Origin of the sequence: Bacillus sp. ES1-5 (genome assembly GCF_022487605.1) — a bacterium.
In the GTDB taxonomy this organism is placed as follows: domain Bacteria; phylum Bacillota; class Bacilli; order Bacillales; family Bacillaceae_G; genus Bacillus_A; species Bacillus_A wiedmannii.
In genome coordinates, this window is record NZ_JAKVPU010000008.1 from 20,732 (window position 1) to 37,291 (window position 16,560).

The window sequence follows — 16,560 nt, forward strand, 5'->3', positions numbered from 1 at the left end:
CGTCTCCGTTCAAAAGTGAAAACCTCTTCATAATATATATGGGAGGATGGCAGGGTTTTTGGCGGGTTATTTCAAATTTTTTTTCGACTCCTACTACGGTGTTTGTTGTTGTTTTTGTTTTGTTATGTTTTTTCTTAGTGATTTATTACTTGGTAGGGGCTTGTAAGGGGCTTAGGAGGGGTTAGTTATCGGTTACTTTGATTAGGAAGACTCGATCTGAGAAGTCGCCCCTTTCTTCTGTTTTCTTTTTACGGATTTCGTTTATTTCTTCTAGGGTTGTGCCTTCGTGTTGGGCTAGGGCGTTTATTAGTTCTAGTAGGTCGGATAGCTCTTCGAGTTTATGTTCTTTTGTTGTTGCTTTTAGGTATTCGGTTAGTTCTTCTTGTGTTTTTTTGCAGAGTTCTTTTATGTATTCGTCTTGGGGTAGGATTCTTGTTTTGGGTGCTTTTCCGTTAGCTTTTATTATTTGTGGGATTTTGTTTCGGATTAGCTTGTTGTAGGTTGGCATGGGATTTCCTCCGTTTGGTTTTTCTTCTATTATAATGGAAAAGCAGTTTAACTAGTTGTTAAACTGCTGCATTGCTTCTTTTATATAGTTTTCTTCTTCGGTTGTGAAGAGGGTTGGGAATTCGGATAGTGGGAGGTTAGATTGATTGATTATATCCTCTATATCACTTGGAGGGGTATCAAGATAGTTCGTTACTTCTTCTATTAAATTGAAAAATTCCTTCAAGGTAACTTGAACGTCATGATGACTCGGATTCTTCTCTTCTTCCTTATACTTTTTCAACTTCCCTATCACATCCATAAAACGCCGATCAAACTCTCCTTTCAGTTCTTTATTATTATAAAACGCTCGAACACTCTCCTTTGAAAAGTGTTCCTCTAACCATTCTTTATTTTCTTTCTCCCAAATAAAAGTTTGTAGAAACGAAGAAAACAAAGCGACATCCACTCGTTCTTCCTTTTGAAACTTCTTCGTCATCTCATCCATATGCGAAAGTACCTTCGTAATTCTTTCTTGCTCTGCCAAAAGCAATTCCCTTTGAAAATGTATTTGTCTTAAAAACTCTCCCGCCTCTATATCACGCTGCAATATAATATTTTGAATTTCCCCAAGCGAAAACCCAAGATGCTTAAAAGATTGAATTTGCTGCAGCACATACAAATCATCTTTCGTATATAACCGATGCCCGCCCTCAGTATAATCGCTCGGCTTTAATAAATTAATCTTGTCATAATAACGAAGCGTCCGCACCGTAACATCCCCAACACTGGCAAACTCACTAATCATCCACGTCATATCATCACCTACTCCGCTAACTTCTCTTTCACATATTGAAGCATATGAGAAAAACTCATCTCATTCTGCCGATAATATTGAAACAAACCTACAGCAAGTAATAAAAAAGGTACATTACCTCTATAACGATTTTCATACTCACTAATACCATCATAAAAGTACTCATACTTTCTTTTTTGTAAAACGATATAAATTGCAATAAATAACACTGCAATCATGATAAAAGTTCGCTTTCCCCTTACCTCCACTTCTTGTTTCATCACCTATTCTCCTTCCAATCCATACTTATCTTCTTTAAATAACGGAATTCGAATCAAATAGCGATATGGTTCTTCGTGTATTACTTTCCACGCAACAAAGATCACTTGAACTACCTCAAGCGCAAACACAATCCAAAACAAAACATCACTAATACGTGAACTAATATTAAATAAAAGAAAAATTAATAAATGAAAATTGAAAGCCTTTCGGCAATGATATTTGTATACCTCATTTTTACGTGCCAGTGTGATGTACATGAGTAATGGTGAAAAGATTCCTATTAGGGCTGAGAGTAGTAGCATGATTATGGTGTTTCTTTTTTCTTTTGTGGTGGTTTTCATGAGTGGTTTGGCCCCCTTTTTGATTTGTCTTCTTTAGGTTAGGGGGTGACGTTGGGGGAGGTACAAGGGGGTTACTGCATTTTAATTTAAAAAACAGCAACGCCTATTTCAGCGTTGCTGTCCTTCTTTCAAAATATGTATGAAGACGATATTCACATATCTCCTTCGTCCATTCAAATAAAATTTCTTCATCTTCTTTTCTAACATCCATATTTAGAGAAAACAAGTTTTCATCAAATGATAGTAAATCTTTCGAACTACCACTCCATTTTGTCATTGGCATTGTAGCGATTAATTTACTAACTTTTTCTTCATCATATTCCCACATACGTTGCGCTTGCTTATCACTAAAATCAATTCGCTTACGGTATTCTTTTTCCATTAAGAACTGGTGGAAGAATGGTGCAACTTCTTCTGGTGAAATAGGATGGTACCACTTCTCTCTCCCACGTTGCAACATCGCTAACAGTAATAGCATTTTATAACTTTTTGCCATTCCTGTCTTTTCAGCTTCTTGTAACCATGATTCATAATGTAAAAACACTGCTTTTTCTTGTTCAGTTAGTTCATCATTACATAGCAAAAATCCTACATACGATTTAAATTCTTGTCGATATTCTTTACTTTCTTCTGTTCCAAGCTTATGTAATTCTAAATATGTAGGTCTACGTCCAAGATCTATTTTTACAGTTTGATAGCTATGCTGTAGTTTTTCTTTTCTCGGCATTTTCTTTTTCAGTAATTCATCTAATAACTGCTTTGCTTCCAATTCAAACTCTACTGTACATCCATCTGGCAATATGTTGTGTGTACCATTTCCTTTCGTCTTTCCATCATCAACTCGAAGCATTTGCATTTTTATATCTGCATTTCGGTAATTCGCAATTAAATCAATTACAACACAAGACTCCTTATGCTCATGTAATCGTAAACCACGACCAATTTGTTGCGTAAAAATTGTTAATGATTCTGTTGGGCGAACAAATAAAAGTGTATCGACAGATGGAATATCAACACCTTCGTTAAATAAATCTACTGTGAAAATAGCATCTAATTCGTTACTATCCAACTGTTTAATTGCATCGACTCTCGAAATATGCTTTGCTTCTGAATGCAGTGAGGTTGTACTATAACCATTCTCATTAAAGTATGTAGACAAAAAGACCGCTTGCCTAATACTAGAACAGAAGACAATTGTTCTAGTTTTCTTATATTTCTTCCAAGCTTCTAAAATATTTAAGGCTAGTTCCTCTCTTAACTGAATTTGCGCAAGTTCCTCACGATCATACTTATTGCCTATCCAACGTATTTGTGAGTAATCGGTATCATCATGTACTCCATAATAGTGAAACGGAGATAACCATCCACGCTGAATGGCTTCCATAAAATCAATTCGGTATGCAACGTTCCCATCACAAATCGAATAAATATCACGAAAATCATTTCGATCAGGTGTTGCCGTTATCCCTAACAAGAAATTAGGGTTAAAATAAGCTAATACTCTTTGATAACTGTTAGCTGCTGCATGATGGAATTCATCCACAATAATGAGATCAAAATCATTAGGGGAAAAGTTTTCTAGGTGACGCTTTCTACTCAACGTTTGAATAGAAGCAAAAACAACATCCTTCTCGCCCTCTTTTTTCTTTCCATTATAAATTCCCGTAGTCTTATTATCGATTACACGCAAAAAAGATTTTTCTGCCTGATTTAATATTTCTTCTAAATGCGCAATAAATAAAACTCGCTTAAAACGTTTTGCAAAAAAAGCGGCTAAATAAGTTTTGCCAAGTCCTGTTGCCATAACAACCATCGCTTTGTTGTATCCTTCTTCCAATACATTCTCTAATTGTTCCAATGCAGGTACTTGTGCAAAGCGTGGTATAATCTTTGTTTCATATACAGCTGATTCCTCTAATTCAATTTCTACTCCTGATCTCGCAGTATAATCCTCTTGTCCCGAGGGAATCATCATTTCAATCTCTTCTTGTCTTGTCCAAGTTCGGACTAAATTCGAATGAGTTGTATGAAATTCTTCATACTCTTTACGATATTGTTTAATTGTTTCTATATTGATAGGCTGAGTTGCTTCGTTCATATGAATGTGTAAAAATTGATCAATCGCCTCTGAAAAAGCTTCCTCTCCAACACTCTCTTTCACAAGTAAGCTCCATTCCACACCACTTGTTAACGCAGAACGAGACATATTAGAAGAACCAACAATCATAACTCCGTCACTCTCACGCTCAAATAAATAAGCCTTCGGATGAAATGATTTCCCTGCACTCCTCCACAGTCGAATCTCAATATCAGGATGAATTTCATACAATTTCTCTAAAGCATCTGGTTGCGTAATATACAAATAATCTCCTGTACAAATCTTAATATCTACATTCTTTTCTGCTGCTTTCCGCAAAAGGGGGGCTAAGACATCTACTCCTGATTTCATAACAAACGAAGTTAAAATGTAACTTGATCTTGCATCATCCATATATCGCTCTAGCTTATGGATCAAATTATTCGTAACGAGCTGTACATTAGTCATCATGTACCTCAACTAAAAAAATTCTCTCCTGAAAACCACCACGCTTTTCCGCCTTCTGCTTACGAACTTTCTCAACATCCTCTAACCTTACACCTTCATATTGTGCTAACGCATTCACTAGCTCTAATAAATCAGCTAATTCTTCTACTTTATGCTCTTTACTTTCAGCCTCTAAATACTCAGCTAACTCCTCTTGTGTTTTCTTGCTCACTTCTTCTATATATTCTTTTTCATCTAGTATTCTAGTTGTAAATGTTTTTCCGTTATTCTCAATAATTTCTGGGATACGGTCTCTTACTAATTTGTTGTAAGTTGGCATTTGAATTCCTCCAGGATTAAGGATTTAATTCTCTAATTATACCATATAAGATTTAGTGCTTTTCTTTCTGTTCGCATGAAATAACTACTCAAATAGTACATTCTAACCCAATAAATAAGGCCATATCAAAAGCATACTCCGATGCCATTTTGATACAGCCTTATCCTATCTACTAATACTACTATCTCGTTGATCATTTTTGGGCTATACAAGCATTAAAACTTTAATCTACCTACAAAACATTACCATCCTTTATATAATCATAGAGCTTATTATCCACCGATTTCTCCATAATCATATTCATCGTAACAACCGGTTTTTTATCTTGCATTTCAGTTTGTTCTACACTTGCTTTATCAGGTCTCGCTTTTCCTAAATAGTAAAAGTCGGTTCCCTCGTCATCATCTTTTTTCACAAAAATATGGACATCAATATTATTTTGTTTAGCATCAATAATTGTCTGTACTTCCTTTGACTTTAATGTTCTATTACTTCTTGTGTACCATTTAAGAACATCTTGATTAAGGAATTCATCACCATAGTTTACACTGGATTCTACGTCATCATTTTTATGGTATGTGATAAATATTGGACAAGTATAGTATTTTGTCTTATAACCATACATAGTTGAACTCTCATCATTGTGCCAATTTAAAAGTTTACATACATCTTTTCTTGAGTATTTTTTATATATAGTAAGGTTACTATCACACTCATAGTTTTTGCTCTTTTCTTTTGCACTTCTAATAATGTCCATAACCATATACTTAAAGTATTCATTTTGCTCTAAACTTTTTCGAATAGAATCATTAAACATATATGTCTTATCATCCTGCAACGTGAGAATTGGCTTTCCCCCATATTTTTTTTGGTTGTTTTGTGAGAAAAACTCCAATTCAAAAATTCGTTGCACAGAAGTAATGGTCTCATCATCTGTTAAACAGTTAGATTTCCCAAGTTGGTTTAGATACTCATCTTTATCAACTTTTTCCTGCTTTAACAACAATTCTAATAGAGTAATTTCATTTTTACGTTTTCCGTTTAATACTTCCAATGAAAACATCGTTAAAACTTGATTCTCGTACTCTGTTAATACAGGGACATCTTCTTTCATTTTCAATAGAAACTGATAATAGTTCGAATATCCTTCTACAAGTACAACTGGATCAATAGAATGGTTTACTATAAAGTCATATAGACATGGAATTCTTCCTATTCTATTTTTCAACTCAGCAAAAGCTTCCTTTAATACTTTCATCGCTGTTAAATTACTATTATTAATCGCTTTAAAGATTTGTTTTTTCGCTATCTCTTCAAAGTTAACTGTTGAAATACCTTTAATATAACTCGTATCATTTGTATATCTACGTATGTTATCTTTATTTTGCGATCTATCTCCTGAAAGGGCAATCGGAATTAAATAGTTGTTTTTATAGTTTCCAATAAAATCAATAATCGTAACAAAATCTTTCGAATCATGCTTTCGAAGTCCACGCCCCAGCTGCTGTATAAAGATAATACTTGATTGAGTTTGCCTTAACATAACAACTTGGTTCACACTCGGAATATCAATTCCTTCATTAAAAATATCTACCGTTAAAATATAATCGAGCACGCCATTTTCTAATTGATTTACGCGCAGTTCTCTTTCCTGTTGGGAATGATCGCCGGTTAATGCAAATGTGCGAAAACCTCTATTATTTAAGGCATGTGATAATTGTTCTGCCTCATCTTTTCGGCTGCAAAACATTAGTCCTGTTACTTTCTCACCAGAAAAACCGTAATATTTTACTTTTTCAACTATATGATCCACTCGCTCTTCTGTAACAAGTTTAGATAAAACAGTAGTGTCATCTATCTTTTCACCATTATATTCAAAATCGGTTACTCCAAAATAATGGAAAGGGCAAAGCATATCTTCTTCAAGTGCTTCTTGCAAACGAATTTCATAAGCAATATTGTAATCAAATATCTCATAAATATTAAAATTGTCTGTACGTTCAGGTGTAGCAGTCATTCCCATTAAAAATTTAGGTTTAAAATAATCAATAACCCTATGATAAGAACTAGCACCAGCTTTATGAACTTCATCTATTAGAATATAATCGAATAGCTCAGGATCAAATTGATGTAAAGTGTCCTCTTTTGAAATGGTTTGGATCGTCGCAAATAAATATTTAGCATTCATTTGCTTATTTGATCCTGATAAAATCCCAAAATCCTCATCTACTCCACCAAGAACTTTTTGAAAATCTGATTTTGCTTTATTTAATATTTGCTCTCGATGAACAATAAATAGCATCCGTTTAGGTGCAAAATTTCTAACATCAAATGCTGAAAGATATGTTTTACCCGTTCCTGTTGCGGAAATAACTAAGCCTTTTGCTTTTCCAGCGTCTCGAATAGCTTGTATTTCTTTTAATGCAGCTTGTTGCATTTTATTTGGCGTAATTTTCAACGCTGCTTCAATTGCATTATGATATTGACCAGGTAATTCTATAACTCGATCTAGCAACTTATTTTCTGCAACTTGTTCATATATTGTTTCGTAATTTGCAATCAACTCTTCAGTTAACACTTGAGAATGCTCCCAGACTTCTTCAAATTGATTTTTAAAATGCTGTACTATCTCTCCATCTTCATGCGATGTTAACTTAACATTCCATTCATAGTTTACCTTCAAAGCATGCGCAGTCAGATTTGAACTACCGACAATTAATGAACAATGTGTTTTATTATCAAATATGTATCCCTTTGAATGAAAACCAGATAAGTTTGTTAATCTCACTTCTACATTTTCAAGTTTCATTAACTCTCTAAACACTTTTGGTGTATTAAAATTTAAGAATGTAGATGTTAATATACGTCCTTTAACCCCTTTTTGTTTAAGATCAAGGAAATGTGATTTTAAAGTCGCTAGCCCACTTTCTGTAATAAAAGCCACTGAGAAAATAAAGGCTGTACTATTTTCAAGCTCTTCCAACAATGAGCTTAAAACATTTTCATTTTTCTTCGTATTGTTTACTAATAATTTAGGCTTATATATTCCAGGATGATTATGTTTTTGATTAATAAATCCTTTATATAAAGACCCTTCTAACTTCTGAATGAAATTCTCCATATGATCACCATTTATGACAAATTTTTATACTAATTGTATTACTCACTGATTTAAAGTGCAAATTTATTACAATAAAAAACTATCCGCATAAAACGAATAGTTTTTAATCAAATTACTTTACAATCGATTCCTTTGATAATTTTTCAATAGTTGGAATATCCGCAGGTGCCCACTCTAAAGCTGATAGTTCATTCGGATATAACCATTTAATTGCTACGTGCTCAGTTAGAACTGGACTTCCTTCAACAAGTTTACAATAGTAAGTTTTCAAATGAACAATACCAAAATCATACTCATAGGCTGTATAATCAATTTGTTCACCAATCTGCACGCTACAATGCATTTCTTCATCAATTTCACGCTTTAGCGCCTCTTGAGGTGTTTCGCCCTCTTCTATTTTCCCACCTGGAAATTCCCACATAAGAGGTAGCGATTTAGATGGTCCTCTTTGCGCACATAAAATTTTCTCATCTTGTACAATTACTGCTCCAACAACATAAATATTTTTCTTCATTATGTCCTCCTTAAATCTCACAGAAACTCTATACTTTATGTTTCCACACTTTATAGACTGAAAAATGCCTTTTATATCTTCTAACGACTAATATATTTTTAATCAGTAAGCTAGATTTTATCTATCCCTATCTAGCCCTTTTAATGCAATCAGCCTAACACTCTCATCTCTTTTATATTATATAGAAGTAACTACAAAAATAAAGCCTGATTGAATACTTCCCTCTTAAGCCCCTTTTTTCACCATCCCCCCATACCACCCACTACTCTCCTCCAAAAACCCCCTAGTCTCCCCACTCCCCTTATAAAAACTCTCCCAACCCCGCTCTCTCAAAACCCCCTTCCAACTATCACTATCCACCATCTTCTTAATCACACCATCCCAATAAGCAACCTCTTCCTTCGTCATATCTTTCGGGCCCATGATCCCTTTCCAGTGCTGGAAGATGACGTCGATTCCTTGTTCTTTCCACGTTGGGATTTCTGGTAGTCGGTCTAGACGTTTTGGTGCGGATACGGCTAGTATTTTGATTTTACCGGCTTTGTATTGTTTTTCGGCTTCGGATAGGGTCATGGTTGCGGCGCTGATTTGTTTGTTCGTTAGGGCGTTTATGATTTTTTCTTTGTTTTCGTAGACGAAGAATTGTAGTTCGGCAGGGTTTATGCCGAATGCTTTGCTTACTTGTACGAAGGATAGGTGATCGTCGTTTCCTAGGCCGGGGGCAACGCCGATTTTGAAGTTTTTCTTGTCTTGTGTTAGTTGTTCCATTAGTTGTTTTGCGGTTTCTATGTTTGAGTCTTTTGATACGACAACGACTTCCCAGTCCGATGCGAGTGTCGCGAGCGGTGTGAAGTCTTTATATGTTAGTTTACTGTGGCCTAGTAAGTTATTCGTTATGAGTAAGCTTGAATTAATCGCCAGTACGTGACCGCCTTTTTGTTTCGTATATTTCCATCCGACGTCACCGCTGCCACCTACTTTGTTTGTGACAGTAATTGGTTTTGTGAAGATTTTTTCTTCCGTCAGCGTTTTTTGCATCGCTCGTGCTGTTAAGTCCCATCCTGCTCCTTGAACGTTCGGTGCAACGATTTCTACTTTGTCTATGTTTACTGTATTCGTTTGAGGTTTTTCTGAGGAACAACCAGCTATTACTCCTGTCATGATCCATATACATAGTAATAATCGTTTTTTCATAGTCCTCGTCCTATTCGGTACTTTCGTTCTGGTCGTCCGATAATGCCGTATGTGTACTCTACTGTATATTCGTTTGTCGCTACTAAGTATTCTAAATATCTTCTTGCGGTTGTTCTGGAAGCCCCCATTTGTTCGCCCATTTCTTCTATTGTAATACCCTCTTCGAATCCTTTTATAATTCCTTTCACTTTTTGCAGTGTTAACGGATCCACACCTGTCGGTAAGTTTTTTATGTCTTGTGTTTGCGAAGTGCCGAAGAAACTATCGATGAGTGCTTGATTTACTTCATTGTCACTATGTAATAGTTGCTTCTTTCTTTTATAGTCTTCAATTGTGCGAACAAATTTTTCTAACGTGACCGGTTTTATAAGGTAGTTGCTTACGCCATTTCGAATTGCTTTTTCTAACATGTGATTTTCATTTGCCGCAGTAACCATAATAACGTCAACGTCTGGAAAGTCTGCATGAATTTTCGGCAATAAGTCTGTACCGATTCCATCTGGTAAATAGTTATCTAATAGAAGCAAATCGATTTCTTCCTTTTGTAGTAGTTCCATCGTTTCTTTCGCGTTCAATGCTTTTCCGATCACTTTTACGTCCTTTATTTTTGATAAAAACTCCTCTTGTATTTGCGCGACACGGAAATCATCTTCTGCAATTGCAACATTCAACATATGCCCATCCCCCTGTTTGTCATGTACTTTCTTTAAATGTTTTCGGAAGGTAAATTGTAAAAATAGCTCCCCCATTTTTCTCGTTTTGAATCTCAATTGTTCCTCCTAGTAGATCCACCATTTCTTTCACGTTTGCTAGCCCGTAACCACGATCGTTTCCTTTCGTTGAAAACCCTTTTTGAAAAATGGTCGTGATTTTTTCTACCGGTATCCCTGCTCCACTATCTATCACTTCAAACACAATATCGTGTCCAATATCCGTAACAAAGAATGAAACTTTTTTTTCCTCTTGCTCACTTACCGCATCAAACGCATTGTCAATTATGTTTCCAAGGATCGTAATAAGGTGTGAAACTTTTATATGGTCTGGTAACGGATGAAGCGCACTATCTCCTTCAATATAAAAATCAATTTTCTTCTCAGACGCTGCTCCAATTTTCCCTAATAAAATAGCTTGCACTTTCGCATCATGAATTTGATGGAATAAAATATGATTTTGGCTTTGATGAATATTAGATTCTTGCTGGATAAATTCAATCGCTTCTTTGTAATGTCCTAACTGAAGTAATCCTGATAAGACGAAAAGTTTATTTGTAAATTCATGTGTTTGAGCACGTAAGTCCTCGGAATACTTTCTTACCTCAGATATCGTATTAACAAGGTTTTGTAGTTCTGTTTTATCTCTAAAACTACATACAACGCCTACCGTATTATTATTTTCGAGTATCGGTGTCATGTTTAAAATAAACACTTTATCTTGAAACGCGATTTCTTGATCGTTTTCTAGCACTCTCTCCATATTAAATTCCGGTAAAACTTTTGAAATGTGCCGCTGCATATAATCATTATTTACATGTAGCATCTCTTCTGCCGACGTATTCATCATCGTAATAAAACCGTTTTGATCGATAGCGATAATTCCTTCTTTTATAGATAGTAAGATTGCACTTCGTTCCCGGTATAGCGCTGCGATTTCATTCGGTTCTAAACCGAGTGTATCTTTTCGAATGCTACGTGCTAAAAGAATGCCACCAACAATGCCGGCTAATAATACAGCTAAAGAAAAGAGTATAATTTCTTTCGTTCTGCTCAGTATGTTAGATTCAATACCTTTTATTAAAAACTCTACTGTCACAACACCTACGACTTGATCGTAGTCTCCGTTATGAACAATAATGGGCGCCTTCGCCATTAAAGCAGGACCACTTTCACCATTTCCTTCAAGCGTATAATAGCCACCAAAAGTGAGTGCTTCATAGTTATATGGATTGTTACTCTTTGTACCAATTAACTCCGAATTAGAATGGGAATACATCACCCCAAAGCGATCTTCTATAATGACATAATCTGCGCCAGCTTGCTCACGAACTTGTTCCGCAATAGATTGGATCGTACTTTTATGCTCATTATTTTGAAAAGCATCTTTTATAGCTGGCATAAAAGAGAGCGACTTCGCTGTTTGCAGTGCTAACTGTTCCACTTGACGCTTCGTATCAACGGACTGAATGTAAACAAATATCCCTGCTAATAGGAGAACAACAAATAAAATTAACGTAATAATTAAGCTTACTATTTTCGTTTGTAATGACACTTTGCGTGATTTCTTCATGCTTCATATCCTTTGATAAAATATTCAAAACTATCAATCTCCTTTTCTATTATTATGACAAAACTAATAATGAAGCAACTATTAAAACTCTCCATGTACATAAAGTACAAAAAGAATAAAATTGTCATAATATTGAGATTTTATTCTATAGACATTACAATTCAACTACAATGAACACGCTTTCATATTTATCATTTTATTTATAAGCAAGAGGAGGAATGATTATGGCTCAAGCAAAATCTAACCGAGTCGCCGGCAATATTTTCAAAGGTTCAGTCGGCAATTTAATTGAATGGTACGACTGGTACGTTTACTCTGCTTTCGCCGTTTATTTTTCAGCAGAGTTCTTTCCTAAAGGAGATCCAACGAGTCAGTTACTGAACACAGCGGCTATTTTCGCAGTTGGGTTTTTAATGCGCCCTATCGGAAGTTTATTAATGGGACGCTATGCAGATCGGCACGGACGCCGGGCAGCATTAACGCTTTCGATTACAGTTATGGCCGGTGGTTCTTTAATTATCGCCTGTACACCTAGTTACGAAAGCATTGGAATCATGGCACCAATTATTTTAGTTCTTGCTCGTTTACTACAAGGATTATCACTTGGCGGAGAATACGGAACTTCCGCAACGTATTTATCTGAAATGGCTAGTAGTGGACGCCGTGGTTTTTATTCAAGCTTCCAATATGTAACGCTCGTTGCTGGACAGATGGTTGCGTTAGGCGTTCAAATTGTTCTTCAGCAATTACTAAGCGAACCAGATATGAAAGCATGGGGATGGCGTATTCCGTTCATTATTGGAGCGATGGGCGCAGTAGCTGTATTATGGCTTCGCCGCACGATGGATGAATCGGAGCAGTTTGCAAATATAAAATCACAAAACCGCGAAAACGCAGGAACCGTTCGCGCTCTTATGAAACATCCGAAAGCAGTATTAACAGTAGTCGGTCTAACACTAGGAGGCACTGTCGCATTTTATACGTACACAACATATTTACAAAAATTCATGGTAAACACAGTCGGTCTTCCGAAAGAAGTTGTAAGCTGGATTAACTTTGTCGCACTACTTATTTTCGTTGTACTTCAACCGATTGCGGGGCTACTATCCGATAAAATCGGACGACGCCCACTATTAATGGCTTTCGGTATTCTCGGAACGTTACTAACAGCACCGATCTTCTTCTTTATGGAAAAAACGACAGAACCAATGGTAGCATTTTTACTCATGATGGTAGGTCTCATTATCGTAACTGGTTACACTTCCATTAACGCAATTGTAAAAGCAGAACTCTTCCCAACTGAAATTCGTGCACTTGGCGTAGGTTTACCATATGCACTAACCGTTGCAATATTCGGTGGAACAGCGGAATTCATCGCATTATGGCTAAAGAGTATCGGAATGGAATCACTATTCTATTTCTACGTAGCTGGATGTATCGCGATAAGCTTTATTACGTATTGGCGTATGGATGAGTCATCGAAGACTTCGCAGATTGAGGCGGAGCTTGGTGGTGGAGATAAACTAGCTAATAATAAATCTAGTTAAAATTATGTATTCTATGTTCTTCGTTTACCTGAACTCGATTTTCTTTTTCTAAAAAAGCATAATTCATTAATATACAATTTAAAAACCTCTACTTATATGTAGAGGTTTTTGTATGACGAAAAAACACGTAGTTCCATTGTTATTTTACAAACCCCAAATTCTTCCTCATCTTAAAGTGGAACAAATTTATTACTTAGAGTGTCTAATAAGTGTATTTCTAATATGAGCTGTCCAGATTGGATACAACATATCCCGTTTGACATCTATTTTTATGTATTATAAAAAAATGAAAGGACTTATTATTCCAAAAAGTAAAAAACATGTATTGTAATACTACGGTTAAGTATTACAAGTTTAATACTTTCACAGGTGAATCATTACAAGTAGAAACAAAAAAGAAATAACGCAAACTGTGACTTATCAATCATATAAAGTGAAACTTTAATCAGCGGGGGTCTTACTGCCCGTTAATGCGGGATAAACGTTTTGGATGTCATTTAACCTGTGAAATTTCAGCTGCAGTAGTATTGTTATCTTATGTCATCTTTAATTGCATCGGTATTTAGAATACCTAGACAAAATCCATATATTCTTGAAAGAGGTTGAAAATTTATGTTCGTTTTAAACAAGTTCTATAACATTTTACATTCCAAAAAGATTGTACCTGTAATATTACTTTCATGTGTATCACTTATAGGTTGTTCCAATAGTAATGCTCAATCTGAACCACCTAAACAAACGAATCAAGCTAATCAAATTAAACACGAAAATACAGGTAATCAATCTTTTGCTAAACTTGAAAAAGAATATGATGCTAAGCTTGGTATTTATGCACTGGACACAGGTACAAATCAAACTGTTGCTTATCATTCAGATGATCGTTTTGCATTTGCATCTACATCTAAATCATTAGCTGTGGGCGCTCTTTTACGCAAGAACTCATTAGAAGCTCTTGATCAAAGGATTACGTATACTCATGAAGATCTTTCTAATTATAATCCAATTACTGAAAAGCATGTTGATACAGGAATGACGTTAAAAGAACTTGCAGATGCTTCAGTTCGACATAGTGACAGCACAGCACATAATTTGATTCTTAAACAGTTAGGAGGTCCCTCTGAATTTGAAAAAATCTTGAGAGAAATGGGAGATACTGTTACTACTTCAGAACGATTTGAACCTGAATTAAATGAAGTGCATCCAGGAGAAACACATGATACCAGTACACCAGAAGCAATAGCTAAGACGCTTCAATCATTTACATTAGGGACTGCACTTCCAATAGAAAAACGTGAACTATTAGTAGATTGGATGAAGAGAAATACAACTGGAGATAAATTGATTCGTGCTGGCGTACCAAAAGGATGGGAAGTAGCTGATAAAACAGGCGCGGGATCTTACGGAACAAGAAATGATATCGCAATTATTTGGCCACCAAATAAAAATCCGATTGTTCTTGCTATACTTTCTAATCATGATAAAGAAGATGCTAAATATGACGATAAACTTATTGCAGACGCAACTAAAGTCGTGTTACATACCTTAAAAGCTACGGAATAGAGGATAATAGGTTAAAAGTTTTCTATTTTAGGGGGTGTTTTCTCTAGTAGGAGTTGCACCGTATTTTCATCAACTAAAAATTTAATAGTGCCCCAAAAATGAAATTTGGTGCTCCCCCTAAAACATCTGGACTGTAATAGCCAATTAAAAAAATGCAAACAAAACGACCCTTAATCAGTCGTTTTGTTTGCATTTCCTTTTTCTAAAACCACAGAAAAGATAAGTACTATAGTTAACAGCATAATAAACCTTACTTCACTTCCGTCACTTACAAAAAATGAATACAAAGTATATATTAAAATTAATATTCCATAAATAATTTTGTGCAATGTACTCCCTCCTTTTTGCCCTATATATTCTAGTATAAAAGTTTGATTCAAGTCCTATATCCAAATGAAAATACTTTTCTCTTGTTAATTTATCTATTTTCTTTTTATAACTCAAACTTCTTCGAATCGTACTTTTCTAGAGTTTGCTGCAATTCATCTTGTTCATATGGAATATGCTTATCTGTCTGTATATCTTCAACATTTGCTCCACCTGCTAATAATCTCCTGTACATAAAAGAGTGCCCTGTTAATACTGTTTTAATCATTTTGTATCGCCCTCCTTTTGTTTGATTACTTGTATCATAAAACAAGTATCTGAAGTTGATATGTAGTCTACCTAGAGTGTATGTAAATTTAGAAAATCTCTAATAAAATGTTTGTATTGTAACGTTACCACCAAAACTATTGCCCTAAACACCATGATTTGAAGAGATAGGCCCCCATGTTCTAGTCTCAATTCCTCCTACAGTTCTATATTCAGTAAAACTGGTTAATCCCTATAATATAAAAAGAGCACCACTTTTTGGATGCTCTTCGTTATAACTATATATTATTTAATTTCCTTCTTTTGTTGGTACCATTTTTCCTTCTTGAGAGTCTGTACCCTCTGTTCTTTCAACAGTTTTTGCATGTTCTGGTTTTTCAGGGGCTCCCATTTCAAATCCAGGTTGAGAATCTGTACCTTCTTTTGTTGGTACCATTTTTCCTTCTTGAGAACCTGTACCTTCTGTTCTTTCAACAGTTTTTGCGTCTCCTTTAGGAGTTGCTGGTACTGCATCTTTAGGTAAATCAAAGTTTTGTGAGAAAGACGTTGTTCCATCTGCACTTTGTGTAATTACTTGATTTGAACTATCTTCATTTGACTTTAAATTGTCCATTTTCGCATCATCTGCACCTACTGCACCTCCCGCTACCAATCCTGTACTTAAAAGTGCTCCTGCTAATAATGTTTTAATCATTTTTCATTACCTCCTGTTTATTTGTAATATTCATCAAAAAAGTATCTAGAGTTAATGTTTTAGTCATTATCTTTATCTACTTGCTTTTTGATTACATTTAGCATAAGACAAGAATCTATAGTTGATATGGACTGTATCTGGAGATTATGTAAAGAAAAATAGATGATCAATTGTATATCCTAATGAATGCTTAGACAAGATTGAAACTTTATATGAGTTTGAACAATTGAGTTCCCCTTTGTTTTTGGGTGTGAGGTTTTTAGCTGGAGTGGAGTGAGGGACTA

The 16,560-nt window shown here is 35.3% G+C and carries 16 protein-coding genes; 2 read left to right on the plus strand and 14 right to left on the minus strand.

Translation table 11 applies throughout. The features are described from left to right. Positions 1-181: 181 nt before the first annotated feature. The 11 genes from MKO96_RS22080 to MKO96_RS22130 form a co-directional block, all read right to left on the minus strand. Positions 182-508: a nucleoside triphosphate pyrophosphohydrolase gene (locus tag MKO96_RS22080; protein WP_240588686.1), complete on the minus strand. Its 327-nt coding sequence runs from the start codon at positions 506-508 to the stop codon at positions 182-184. A gap of 51 nt (positions 509-559) precedes the next feature. Continuing rightward, positions 560-1,303, minus strand: coding sequence for a MerR family transcriptional regulator (locus MKO96_RS22085; RefSeq protein WP_240588687.1), 744 nt, complete (start codon positions 1,301-1,303; stop codon positions 560-562). An 8-nt stretch (positions 1,304-1,311) separates the two neighbouring features. Beyond that, positions 1,312-1,563: a hypothetical protein gene (locus MKO96_RS22090; RefSeq protein WP_240588688.1), complete on the minus strand. Its 252-nt coding sequence runs from the start codon at positions 1,561-1,563 to the stop codon at positions 1,312-1,314. A 3-nt stretch (positions 1,564-1,566) separates the two neighbouring features. Beyond that, on the minus strand, positions 1,567-1,905 hold the full coding sequence (locus MKO96_RS22095) for a magnetosome magnetite crystal formation protein family (RefSeq protein WP_240588689.1): 339 nt from the start codon (positions 1,903-1,905) through the stop codon (positions 1,567-1,569). Between the two features lie 103 nt (positions 1,906-2,008). Continuing rightward, the gene (locus tag MKO96_RS22100) at positions 2,009-4,450 is read right to left on the minus strand and encodes a DEAD/DEAH box helicase family protein (protein ID WP_240588690.1); all 2,442 of its coding nucleotides are present in this window, start codon (positions 4,448-4,450) and stop codon (positions 2,009-2,011) included. Further along, positions 4,443-4,769 (minus strand): nucleoside triphosphate pyrophosphohydrolase, encoded by a 327-nt coding sequence (locus MKO96_RS22105; protein WP_240588691.1) that lies wholly within the window; start codon positions 4,767-4,769, stop codon positions 4,443-4,445. Before MKO96_RS22105 ends, MKO96_RS22100 begins: the two co-directional genes overlap by 8 nt. Positions 4,770-5,001: 232 nt before the next feature. Further along, positions 5,002-7,890 carry a DEAD/DEAH box helicase gene (locus MKO96_RS22110; protein ID WP_240588692.1) on the minus strand — a complete coding sequence of 963 codons (2,889 nt, stop codon included), beginning with the start codon at positions 7,888-7,890 and terminating at the stop codon, positions 5,002-5,004. 112 nt (positions 7,891-8,002) lie between these two features. Further along, a complete protein-coding gene (locus MKO96_RS22115; protein ID WP_098646443.1) occupies positions 8,003-8,404 on the minus strand; it encodes a (deoxy)nucleoside triphosphate pyrophosphohydrolase in 402 nt (133 codons plus the stop codon). 225 nt (positions 8,405-8,629) lie between these two features. Continuing rightward, positions 8,630-9,598 carry a tripartite tricarboxylate transporter substrate binding protein gene (locus tag MKO96_RS22120; protein ID WP_240588693.1) on the minus strand — a complete coding sequence of 323 codons (969 nt, stop codon included), beginning with the start codon at positions 9,596-9,598 and terminating at the stop codon, positions 8,630-8,632. After that, positions 9,595-10,272: a response regulator gene (locus tag MKO96_RS22125; protein WP_240588694.1), complete on the minus strand. Its 678-nt coding sequence runs from the start codon at positions 10,270-10,272 to the stop codon at positions 9,595-9,597. Before MKO96_RS22125 ends, MKO96_RS22120 begins: the two co-directional genes overlap by 4 nt. A 19-nt stretch (positions 10,273-10,291) precedes the next feature. Continuing rightward, positions 10,292-11,881: an ATP-binding protein gene (locus tag MKO96_RS22130; RefSeq protein WP_240588695.1), complete on the minus strand. Its 1,590-nt coding sequence runs from the start codon at positions 11,879-11,881 to the stop codon at positions 10,292-10,294. A 224-nt stretch (positions 11,882-12,105) separates the two neighbouring features. Here MKO96_RS22130 and MKO96_RS22135 point away from each other — a divergent pair, with 224 nt between their 5' ends. Together MKO96_RS22135 and blaIII are read left to right on the plus strand one after the other, a co-directional pair. Continuing rightward, positions 12,106-13,428 (plus strand): MFS transporter, encoded by a 1,323-nt coding sequence (locus MKO96_RS22135; protein WP_240588696.1) that lies wholly within the window; start codon positions 12,106-12,108, stop codon positions 13,426-13,428. 612 nt (positions 13,429-14,040) lie between these two features. After that, complete coding sequence (gene blaIII, locus MKO96_RS22140; protein WP_240588697.1) at positions 14,041-14,988, plus strand: class A beta-lactamase BlaIII; 948 nt, start codon at positions 14,041-14,043, stop codon at positions 14,986-14,988. A gap of 170 nt (positions 14,989-15,158) precedes the next feature. Here the strand turns inward: blaIII and MKO96_RS22145 are convergent, their stop codons facing one another. The 3 genes from MKO96_RS22145 to MKO96_RS22155 all read right to left on the minus strand — a co-directional run bounded on the left by MKO96_RS22145 (position 15,159) and on the right by MKO96_RS22155 (position 16,276). Then, the gene (locus MKO96_RS22145; RefSeq protein WP_000548946.1) at positions 15,159-15,317 is read right to left on the minus strand and encodes a hypothetical protein; all 159 of its coding nucleotides are present in this window, start codon (positions 15,315-15,317) and stop codon (positions 15,159-15,161) included. A 104-nt stretch (positions 15,318-15,421) separates the two neighbouring features. Beyond that, complete coding sequence (locus MKO96_RS22150) at positions 15,422-15,583, minus strand: hypothetical protein (protein ID WP_016513667.1); 162 nt, start codon at positions 15,581-15,583, stop codon at positions 15,422-15,424. 288 nt (positions 15,584-15,871) lie between these two features. Beyond that, positions 15,872-16,276, minus strand: a complete 405-nt coding sequence (locus MKO96_RS22155; RefSeq protein ID WP_074651618.1) for an alpha-ketoglutarate permease — start codon at positions 16,274-16,276, stop codon at positions 15,872-15,874. Positions 16,277-16,560: the final 284 nt, after the last annotated feature.

Excerpts from the sequence above, each read along its gene's own strand:
- MKO96_RS22115 (WP_098646443.1), bottom strand. The coding sequence starts at position 8,404 with ATGAAGAAAAATATTTATGTTGTTGGAGCAGTAATTGTACAAGATGAG.
- MKO96_RS22150 (WP_016513667.1), bottom strand. The coding sequence starts at position 15,583 with ATGATTAAAACAGTATTAACAGGGCACTCTTTTATGTACAGGAGATTA.
- MKO96_RS22105 (WP_240588691.1), bottom strand. The coding sequence starts at position 4,769 with ATGCCAACTTACAACAAATTAGTAAGAGACCGTATCCCAGAAATTATT.
- MKO96_RS22125 (WP_240588694.1), bottom strand. The coding sequence starts at position 10,272 with ATGTTGAATGTTGCAATTGCAGAAGATGATTTCCGTGTCGCGCAAATA.
- MKO96_RS22130 (WP_240588695.1), bottom strand. The coding sequence starts at position 11,881 with ATGAAGAAATCACGCAAAGTGTCATTACAAACGAAAATAGTAAGCTTA.
- MKO96_RS22090 (WP_240588688.1), bottom strand. The coding sequence starts at position 1,563 with ATGAAACAAGAAGTGGAGGTAAGGGGAAAGCGAACTTTTATCATGATT.
- MKO96_RS22085 (WP_240588687.1), bottom strand. The coding sequence starts at position 1,303 with ATGACGTGGATGATTAGTGAGTTTGCCAGTGTTGGGGATGTTACGGTG.
- MKO96_RS22110 (WP_240588692.1), bottom strand. The coding sequence starts at position 7,890 with ATGGAGAATTTCATTCAGAAGTTAGAAGGGTCTTTATATAAAGGATTT.
- MKO96_RS22120 (WP_240588693.1), bottom strand. The coding sequence starts at position 9,598 with ATGAAAAAACGATTATTACTATGTATATGGATCATGACAGGAGTAATA.
- MKO96_RS22155 (WP_074651618.1), bottom strand. The coding sequence starts at position 16,276 with ATGATTAAAACATTATTAGCAGGAGCACTTTTAAGTACAGGATTGGTA.
- MKO96_RS22080 (WP_240588686.1), bottom strand. The coding sequence starts at position 508 with ATGCCAACCTACAACAAGCTAATCCGAAACAAAATCCCACAAATAATA.
- MKO96_RS22135 (WP_240588696.1), top strand. The coding sequence starts at position 12,106 with ATGGCTCAAGCAAAATCTAACCGAGTCGCCGGCAATATTTTCAAAGGT.
- MKO96_RS22095 (WP_240588689.1), bottom strand. The coding sequence starts at position 1,905 with ATGAAAACCACCACAAAAGAAAAAAGAAACACCATAATCATGCTACTA.
- blaIII (WP_240588697.1), top strand. The coding sequence starts at position 14,041 with ATGTTCGTTTTAAACAAGTTCTATAACATTTTACATTCCAAAAAGATT.
- MKO96_RS22100 (WP_240588690.1), bottom strand. The coding sequence starts at position 4,450 with ATGACTAATGTACAGCTCGTTACGAATAATTTGATCCATAAGCTAGAG.